Here is a 7,657-nt window from a genome sequence, read left to right on the forward strand (position 1 = left end):
ACGGTCCCGACGGCGGCGGACCCACGGCCGCAGGCCGCGCCCGGTCAGGCCGCGACCGCCGCCCCGGCGGCCCGGTCGACCATCCGCCGGCTGGCCGCCGTGCCGCCGAGCACCAGCGCGCAGCCGGCCACCACGGAGCCGAGGAACAGCACCACCCCGATCGGCTCGTCGGCCAGCACGTCGATGAACGGGGTGATCAGCGCCAGCGCCGTGACGCTCGCGCCGCCCACGCAGACCGCCAGCGGGATCCAGGTCTCCCGCATCCGGGCCGCGTGCAGGGTGGCCACCTCGGTGCCGGCCAGGTGCAGGGCGCGGTACTCCCCGGCGTGGTCGAGCACCCGGCCGGCCTGGGTGACCCCGGTGGAGACCGCGGCCAGCAGCGACGCGATCACCAGCGTGATCGCCGTCCCGGTCGCGATGTCCACCCCGAGGTGGTCCTCCTCCGCGCCGGTCGCCGCCAGGCCCGGGCTGACGCTCAGCACGCCGGCGACGAAGGCGACCAGCGCCACCCCGCCCACGCTGCGCCAGGCCGCCTTCGGGTCGTCGACGATCCGCCGGCCGGCCAGCAGGGTCGGCACGCTGCGCGCCCGCCGGGCGACCACCCGGCCCAGCACCGAGATCAGCCACGGGCCGACCAGGTTGAACACCCACATCGCGCCCGCCAGCGTCCCGACGAGGATCGCCAGCACCACGATCGCGTCGAGCCGGAGCAGCCCGTTGGCGGCGAGCAGGAACACCCCGACCAGCACGAACAGCGGGAGCAGCCGGGTCCAGGACAGCGGCTTCACCCCGGTGCGCGCGGCCACGCCCAGGGGTGTGACCGCCACCCGGCGCAGCGCCGCCAGCGCCGAGACCAGGGCCACCAGCGGAACCGCCGGCAGGGCGAGCGCACCCCAGGAGCCGACCCACAGCTCCCCCACCGCGAAGGCCCGGCCCTGGAAGTGCAGCAGCGCCACCAGCGGCAGGGTCCCCCCGTAGAGCACCGCACCGGCCAGCGCGCCGGCGACCGCCTGGGCCAGCGCGTCCGCGACCGCCATCCCCGCGACCTGCCCGGTGGTCGCCCCGGCCAGCCGCAGCGCCGCCATCCGGGCGTTGCGCCGCGCGACGGCCAGCCGGGCCGCCGCACCGCCGAGCGTGACCAGCGGCACCAGGATGAGGGCAGCCGCGACGACGGCGAGGACGACGTAGACCTCGGCCATGCCCGAGGGCTCCGGCTCCGCACGCTCGACGGCGGCGCGGTCGACGAAGGCGCGCAGCCCGCCCAGGGTGGCCAGCAGCGCCCAGGTCACCGCCGTGAAGGCGAGCACGGCCAGGCCGGTGGTCAGCCGGTCGGGCCCCTGCCTGCGGGCCAGCGCCCACCACAACCGCAGGGCGGCCCTCATCGGACGCCACCGCCCGGCGCCGCGGCCGGCGTCCGTCGGTCGTCGACCAGCAGGCCGTCGCCCATGGTGACCACCCGCCCGCACCAGGCGGCGACCCCCTCGTCGTGGGTGACGACGACGAGCGCCGCCCCGGCCGCCGAGGTGGAGCGGACCAACAGGCTCATCACCTCCTGCCCGGTGGCGGCGTCGAGGGCACCGGTCGGCTCGTCGGCGAAGACGACGCCCGGCGCGGTGACCAGGGCGCGGGCGATCGCCACGCGCTGCCCCTGCCCGCCGGAGAGCTCACCGGGCCGGCGCTGCTCCAGCCCGGCCAGCCCCAGGTGGTCCAGCCAGCGGGCCGCCCGCTCGGTCGCCGTCCGGCGGTCGACCCCGGCCAGCATCAGCGGCAGCGCCGCGTTCTCGACCGCGGGCAGCTCGGGCAGCAGCTGACCGGACTGGAAGACGAACCCGAAGTCCGACCGGCGCAGCACCGTGCGCCGCGCGTCGGACAGCCGGGCGAGGTCCTGCCCCTGCCAGGTGACCGACCCGGAGGTCGGCCGGACGATCCCGGCCAGGCAGTGCAGCAGGGTGGTCTTGCCGGAGCCGGAGGGCCCCATCACGGCCAGCGACTCGGCGCCGACGTCGAGGTCGACCCCGGCCAGGGCGTGGGCGGCGGCCGGGCCGTCGCCGTAGGTCATCCGGAGGTCCCGGGTGCAGAGGGTCGCGGTCATGGACCGATCGTCGGCCGCCACCCCGGCGCACCGCGTCGCCCTGGGGACGGAAGCCCGGAGAGCCGGCTCAGCCCTGGGTCGTACGACCGGCTGGGGGTTTCCCCCGGTCGGCGGCCGGGCAGCGACCGGGCACCACCCGCAGCCGGACGACGGAGGTCCCGTGACCGCAGCCGATCCCGGGCGGCCCGACCGTCGGCGGCTGCTCGTCTCCGGCCTGCTGTTCGGTCTCGGCGCCGCCGGGGCGATCGACGAGATCGTCTTCCACCAGCTGCTGCACTGGCACCACTTCTACGACCGGGCCAGCGGAGCCGCCGGGCTCGTCTCCGACGGGCTGCTGCACGCCGCCACCTGGTCGGCGACCGTGGCCGGCCTGGCGCTGCTCGCCGACGTGCGCCGGCGGCGGTCGTTCGCCGCGGACACCTGGTGGGGCGCGGTGCTGGTGGGCGCCGGGGCGTTCCAGGTCTGGGACGGCGTCGTCCACCACAAGCTGCTGCGGCTGCACCAGGTGCGCTACGGCGTCGACCTCACCGGCTACGACCTGGCCTGGATCGGCGCCGGTGCCCTGGTGCTGGTGGCCGGTGTGCTGCTGCTCCGGCGGGCCCGCACCCGCAGCGCCCCGGGAGCCCCGGCACCGTGACGCAGGCCGTGTGGGCCCTCGTGCTGGTGCCGGCTGCGCTCTACCTGGCCGGGGTCGGCCGCTCGCGCTCGCCGTGGCCGGTGGGCCGGACGGCGGCCTGGCTGGCCGGGCTGGGCTGCCTGGCCGTCGCGCTCACCGGGCCGCTCGCCGCGACCCACGGCGACCTGCGTGCGCACATGGCCGCCCACCTGCTGCTGGGGATGGTCGCCCCGGTGCTGCTCGTGCTCGCCCGCCCCTCGACCCTGCTGCTGCGCGCCCTGCCGACGCCCGCCGCCCGACGGGTCAGCCGAGGGTTCCGCACCGCACCGGTCCGGGTGCTCACCGACCCGTTCGTCGCCACCGGGCTGAACGCCGCCGGGCTCTGGCTGCTCTACGGCACCGGCCTGCTGACGGCGATGCTGCACTCGCCGGGGCTGCACCTGCTGGTCTCGGTGCACGTGCTGCTCACCGGCTGGCTGGCCACGGCCGCCGTCCTGGCCCTGGACCCGATCGGGCACCGCCGCGGCGTGGTCGCCCGCGCGGTGGCGCTGGCGGCGGGAGCAGCCGCCCACGACGTGCTGGCCAAGGCGCTGTACGCAGCCCCGCCGGCCGGGGTCACCGGAGCCGAGGCCGGCGCCCAGCTGATGTACCACGGCGGCACGGTCGTGCACGTGCTGGTGGCCGCCCTGCTGTGGCGGCAGTGGTACCGGTCGCGCGCGACGGTCCGGGACGCCGAACGCGCGGCCCTGCCCACACCGGCCTGAGCGCGCCGTCCCTCCCCTCCCCTTTGCACGCGTCCTGTCCGCTCTGCACGTGCTGCGCCACGTGCAGAGCGGACGAAGAGCGTGCAGAGCGCGACCGGAGCCGCGGCGGGTCAGGCGGGGTGGGCCCGCGCGTAGGCGGCGAACCGGCGCAGCGACAGCCGGACCCCGGCGGCCATCACCGGGCGAACCAGCGGCCAGCCGGCCCGGCCCAGCGCGCCCAGCGGGAGGTCCAGCCCCTCGGTCCAGACGAACGTCGACCCGCCGTCGTCCCGGGGCCGCACCTCGAAGGTGCCGGTGCCGCGCACCACCCGCCCGGTGTGCCGCACGTCGACCCGGCGGGGCGGCTCCCAGCCGGTGATCAGCATGGTGTCCAGCACCCCCAGCCGGCGGCCCCCGAGCGGACCGGGCAGCCGGACGCCGGTGGTGGCCGCGAGCTCCCCGCCCACGCCCTGCCCGTCGTGGGCACCGGCCCGCACGTCGGTGAGCAGCATCCACTCACCCTGCCGGTCCCAGTCGACCAGCGCCGCCCACACCTGCTCCGGTGGTGCGTCCACCTCCACCTGCTCCACCAGTTCAGGCATCGGCCCGCCTCTCCTCGTCACTCCCGGGGCCGTCCTCCAGGACGGGGAGGCCTCCGGGGTCGGTGTCTCGCTGGTCGACCGGACGCTGGACGCCCGGCAGCTGTGCGCGCAGGGCCGCGATCTCCGCGTCCCGGTCGTCCAGCACCGAGGCCAGCTGGTCCAGCAGCCAGTCGACCTCGGTCATCCGGTACCCCCGCACGGCCACCGAGATGCGCAGCGCCCGGACGTCGTCGGCGACCACCGCCCGCCCCTCGGGCAGCTGCACCGGGGAGCGCTCGGGCTCGGCCGGGGGCTGCGTCTCGCCCCGGCCGAGCAGCAGCGAGGCGCCGAGGAACAGCAGCCCGCCGACCAGCAACAGGCTGACGACGAAGACGAGTCCGGCCATGCTCAGTCGTCGACCGGGGCCGAGCCGGGGACGGGAGCAGAGCCGGGGACCGCCTCCTCGGCGGGCGGCTCCGACTCGTGCTCGGCGCGGGTGGCGTCCGCGGCCTGGATGATCGCGACCGCCTCGGCGACGTCGTCGGTGACGTGCAGCAGGTCGAGGTCCCCCGGGCTCACCGTGCCCTGCACCACCATCGTCTGCCGGATCCAGTCGACCAGCCCGGACCAGTACTCGCTGCCGAACAGGATCACCGGGAACCGGGTCACCTTGCGGGTCTGCACCAGGGTGAGCGCCTCGAAGAGCTCGTCGAGCGTGCCGAAACCGCCGGGCAGGATGACGAACGCCTGGGCGTACTTGACGAACATCGTCTTGCGCACGAAGAAGTAGCGGAACAGCACGCCGACGTCGACCCACTCGTTGAGCTCCTGCTCGAACGGCAGCTCGATGCCCAGCCCGACCGACGTGCCCCCCGCGTCGCAGGCGCCCTTGTTCGCCGCCTCCATCGCGCCCGGGCCGCCGCCGGTGATGACCGCGTAGCCGGCGTCGGCCAGCGCTGCGCCCAGCTGCACCCCGGTGGCGTAGTACTCGGAGTCCCGTGGGGTGCGGGCGCTGCCGAAGACGCTCACCGCGCGCGGCAGGTCGGCCAGCAGGCCGAAGCCCTCGACGAACTCGGCCTGGATCCGAAGCACGCGCCACGGGTCGGTGTGCACCCAGTCGCTGCTGCCGCGCCGGTCCAGCAGGCGCTGGTCGGTCGTCGTCCCCGCCATCTGCGGGTCGGGCTCGCCGCCGCGCAGGGTGATCGGCCCGCGGTGCCGGATCGGCCGCCGCCGGGCACCGTCGTCGGTCTGGCTCATGCGTCACTCCCGCTCAGATAGGCGATCAAGGCGTCCTCGGCCGGCTGCAGCCGGTCGACCCGGACGTGCTCCTCGACGGTGTGGGCCAGGTTCGGGTCACCCGGGCCGTAGTTCACCGCCGGGATGCCGAACGCGGCGAAGCGGGCCACGTCGGTCCAGCCCAGCTTCGCCCGGGCCGGCTGCCCGACCGCGGCGACGAAGGCCGCGGCGGCCGGCTCCGACAGGCCGGGCAGCGCGCCGCCGGAGGTGTCGGTGAGCTCCAGGGTGACCCCGGCGGCCAGCGCGTCGGCGAACACCTCGCGCACGTACGCCAGGGCCTGGTCCTCGTCCCGGTCCGGGGCGAACCGGAAGTTCACGGTCACCCGGCAGACGTCGGGGACGACGTTGCCGGCGACCCCGCCCTCGATCCGCACGGCGTTGAGCCCCTCGCGGTAGCGGAGACCGTCGATCTCGACCTCCCGCGCCTGGTGGGCAGCCAGGGTGGCGAGGATGCCGGCGGCGCCGTGCACGGCGTTGACGCCGAGCCAGGAGCGGGCGCTGTGCGCACGGGTCCCGGGCACGGTGAGGACGACGCGCAGCGTGCCCTGGCAGCCGCCCTCGACCACCCCGTCGGTGGGCTCCAGCAGCACCGCCAGGTCGCCGTACAGCCAGCCGCGGCGCTCCCGGGCCACCCGGCCCAGGCCGTTGCGGACCGCCTCGACCTCCTCGTTGTCGTAGAAGACGAACGTGAGGTCGCGGGCCGGCTGCGCCCCGGGGACGCCGAACATCCCGGCCAGCCGCAGCATCACCGCGTCGCCGGCCTTCATGTCGCTGGTACCGCAGCCGTAGAGCCGTTCCTCGCCGTCGACGACCTCGAGCCGGCTGGGCAGGTTGTCGGCGATCGGCACGGTGTCCAGGTGCCCGGCGAGCACGATCCGGGTGGGCCGGTCCAGGTTCGTGCGGGCCAGCACCGTGTCCCCGACCCGCTCGACCTCCAGGCCGCCCAGCCCGCGCAGCGCCGCCTCGACGGCGTCGGCCAGTGGCCCCTCGGTGCCCGAGACCGAGGGCGCGTCGACCAGGGCCCGGGTCAGGGTGAGGACGTCGGCGCTCAGGTCGAGCGGGGGCAGCGGCTGGTCGGCGGGGCTCACGACCGCCGAGGGTAGTGAGGGAGGACCTGGCTGCCCCCCGCCCCTCGCCGACACCAGGCCGTGCCCCTGCAGCCAGGCCGCGCTGCGACACCCTGGGTAGCCTGACTGCCCGTGACGACCGCTGCAGAGACCATCGGCGCGAACGGCGTCGGCATCGCCACCCTCACCTCCGACGGGACGGTGCTTGACACCTGGTTCCCCTCCCCGACGCTCAGCAGCGCCGACCAGGGCGAGAGCGACACCCAGCCGATCGGGGTGCTGGAGCTGGAGGGGCTGCTCGGGCCCGACTTCTCCGGGCTGGTCCGCACCGACGAGGCCCGCGGCGTGCAGTCGGTCGCCGTCTCCACCACCATCGCCGACCTCTCCGCCCCGCCGGTCGACGCCCACGACGTCTACCTGCGCCTGCACCTGCTCTCCGCCCGGCTGGTGCGGCCGCACGGGGTCAACATGGACGGCGTCTTCGGGCTGCTGGCCAACGTGGCCTGGACCAGCGCGGGCCCGGTGCTCGCCACCGAGCTGGACGCGGCGCGCGCCCGGCTGCGCTCGGACGCCGGGCACCTGACCGTCTTCGGGGTCGACAAGTTCCCGCGGATGGTCGACTACGTCGTCCCCTCGGGTGTGCGGATCGCCGACGCAGACCGGGTGCGGCTGGGTGCGCACCTCGCCGAGGGCACCACGGTCATGCACGAGGGCTTCGTCAACTTCAACGCCGGCACGCTGGGCCCCTCGATGGTGGAGGGCCGGATCAGCGCGGGGGTCGTCGTCGGTGCCGACTCCGACGTCGGCGGCGGCGCCTCGATCATGGGCACGCTCTCCGGTGGCGGCAAGCAGGTCATCTCGATCGGCAAGGGCTGCCTGCTGGGCGCCAACGCCGGCATCGGCATCTCCCTCGGCGACGGCTGCGTGGTCGAGGCCGGCTGCTACGTCACCGCCGGGTCGAAGGTGGCGCTCCCCGACGGGACGTCGATCAAGGCCGGCGAGCTCTCCGGTCGCGACGGCCTGCTGTTCCGCCGCAACTCCCTCAGCGGCGCGCTCGAGGCCCTGCCCCGCGACGGCGACTGGGGCGCCCTCAACGCCGCACTGCACGCCAACTGAGGCCGGGGGCCGCCGCGCGGGCCCTCGCCTTCCAGGTACCTGACAGTTCGGCGACCTACGATCGGCGCGATGGTGAGCACCCCGGTCGCGGGCCGACGGCCCCCGCCGCGGGCCGCCCGCCCCGCGGCACGTCCGGCGCGCCGTCC

At 76.0% G+C, this 7,657-nt stretch carries 9 protein-coding genes; 3 read left to right on the plus strand and 6 right to left on the minus strand.

The window, feature by feature from the left end:
• Positions 1-44: 44 nt before the first annotated feature.
• Positions 45-1,382, minus strand: coding sequence for a hypothetical protein (locus tag G5C62_RS12050; protein WP_164701170.1), 1,338 nt, complete (start codon positions 1,380-1,382; stop codon positions 45-47).
• Complete coding sequence (locus tag G5C62_RS12055) at positions 1,379-2,092, minus strand: ABC transporter ATP-binding protein (RefSeq protein ID WP_164701172.1); 714 nt, start codon at positions 2,090-2,092, stop codon at positions 1,379-1,381. The genes G5C62_RS12050 and G5C62_RS12055 overlap by 4 nt, the downstream gene beginning before the upstream one ends.
• A gap of 160 nt (positions 2,093-2,252) precedes the next feature.
• On the opposite strand from G5C62_RS12055, the gene G5C62_RS12060 reads away from it, so the two are divergent.
• Positions 2,253-2,729, plus strand: a complete 477-nt coding sequence (locus G5C62_RS12060; RefSeq protein WP_164701174.1) for a DUF2243 domain-containing protein — start codon at positions 2,253-2,255, stop codon at positions 2,727-2,729.
• Positions 2,726-3,472 (plus strand): cytochrome c oxidase assembly protein, encoded by a 747-nt coding sequence (locus G5C62_RS12065; protein WP_241175856.1) that lies wholly within the window; start codon positions 2,726-2,728, stop codon positions 3,470-3,472. Before G5C62_RS12060 ends, G5C62_RS12065 begins: the two co-directional genes overlap by 4 nt.
• A 110-nt stretch (positions 3,473-3,582) precedes the next feature.
• On the opposite strand, the gene G5C62_RS12070 is transcribed toward G5C62_RS12065, so the two are convergent.
• The 4 genes from G5C62_RS12070 to dapE are packed head-to-tail and all read right to left on the minus strand — an operon-like array spanning position 3,583 to position 6,416.
• Complete coding sequence (locus G5C62_RS12070; protein WP_164701175.1) at positions 3,583-4,053, minus strand: SRPBCC family protein; 471 nt, start codon at positions 4,051-4,053, stop codon at positions 3,583-3,585.
• A complete protein-coding gene (locus tag G5C62_RS12075) occupies positions 4,046-4,438 on the minus strand; it encodes a DivIVA domain-containing protein (protein WP_164701177.1) in 393 nt (130 codons plus the stop codon). The genes G5C62_RS12070 and G5C62_RS12075 overlap by 8 nt, the downstream gene beginning before the upstream one ends.
• Before the next feature lie 2 nt (positions 4,439-4,440).
• Positions 4,441-5,289, minus strand: coding sequence for a TIGR00730 family Rossman fold protein (locus G5C62_RS12080; RefSeq protein WP_164701179.1), 849 nt, complete (start codon positions 5,287-5,289; stop codon positions 4,441-4,443).
• Positions 5,286-6,416, minus strand: coding sequence for a succinyl-diaminopimelate desuccinylase (dapE, locus tag G5C62_RS12085; protein ID WP_241175857.1), 1,131 nt, complete (start codon positions 6,414-6,416; stop codon positions 5,286-5,288). Before dapE ends, G5C62_RS12080 begins: the two co-directional genes overlap by 4 nt.
• A 111-nt stretch (positions 6,417-6,527) precedes the next feature.
• Here dapE and dapD point away from each other — a divergent pair, with 111 nt between their 5' ends.
• Positions 6,528-7,511 carry a 2,3,4,5-tetrahydropyridine-2,6-dicarboxylate N-succinyltransferase gene (gene dapD, locus G5C62_RS12090; protein WP_164701181.1) on the plus strand — a complete coding sequence of 328 codons (984 nt, stop codon included), beginning with the start codon at positions 6,528-6,530 and terminating at the stop codon, positions 7,509-7,511.
• Positions 7,512-7,657: the final 146 nt, after the last annotated feature.

The organism is Modestobacter sp. KNN46-3 (genome assembly GCF_011039295.1).

What these genes read in the sequence shown, in the direction of transcription:
- G5C62_RS12050 (WP_164701170.1), bottom strand. Translation starts at nt 1,382, where the DNA reads ATGAGGGCCGCCCTGCGGTTGTGGTGGGCGCTGGCCCGCAGGCAGGGG.
- G5C62_RS12080 (WP_164701179.1), bottom strand. Translation starts at nt 5,289, where the DNA reads ATGAGCCAGACCGACGACGGTGCCCGGCGGCGGCCGATCCGGCACCGC.
- G5C62_RS12070 (WP_164701175.1), bottom strand. Translation starts at nt 4,053, where the DNA reads ATGCCTGAACTGGTGGAGCAGGTGGAGGTGGACGCACCACCGGAGCAG.
- G5C62_RS12075 (WP_164701177.1), bottom strand. Translation starts at nt 4,438, where the DNA reads ATGGCCGGACTCGTCTTCGTCGTCAGCCTGTTGCTGGTCGGCGGGCTG.
- G5C62_RS12055 (WP_164701172.1), bottom strand. Translation starts at nt 2,092, where the DNA reads ATGACCGCGACCCTCTGCACCCGGGACCTCCGGATGACCTACGGCGAC.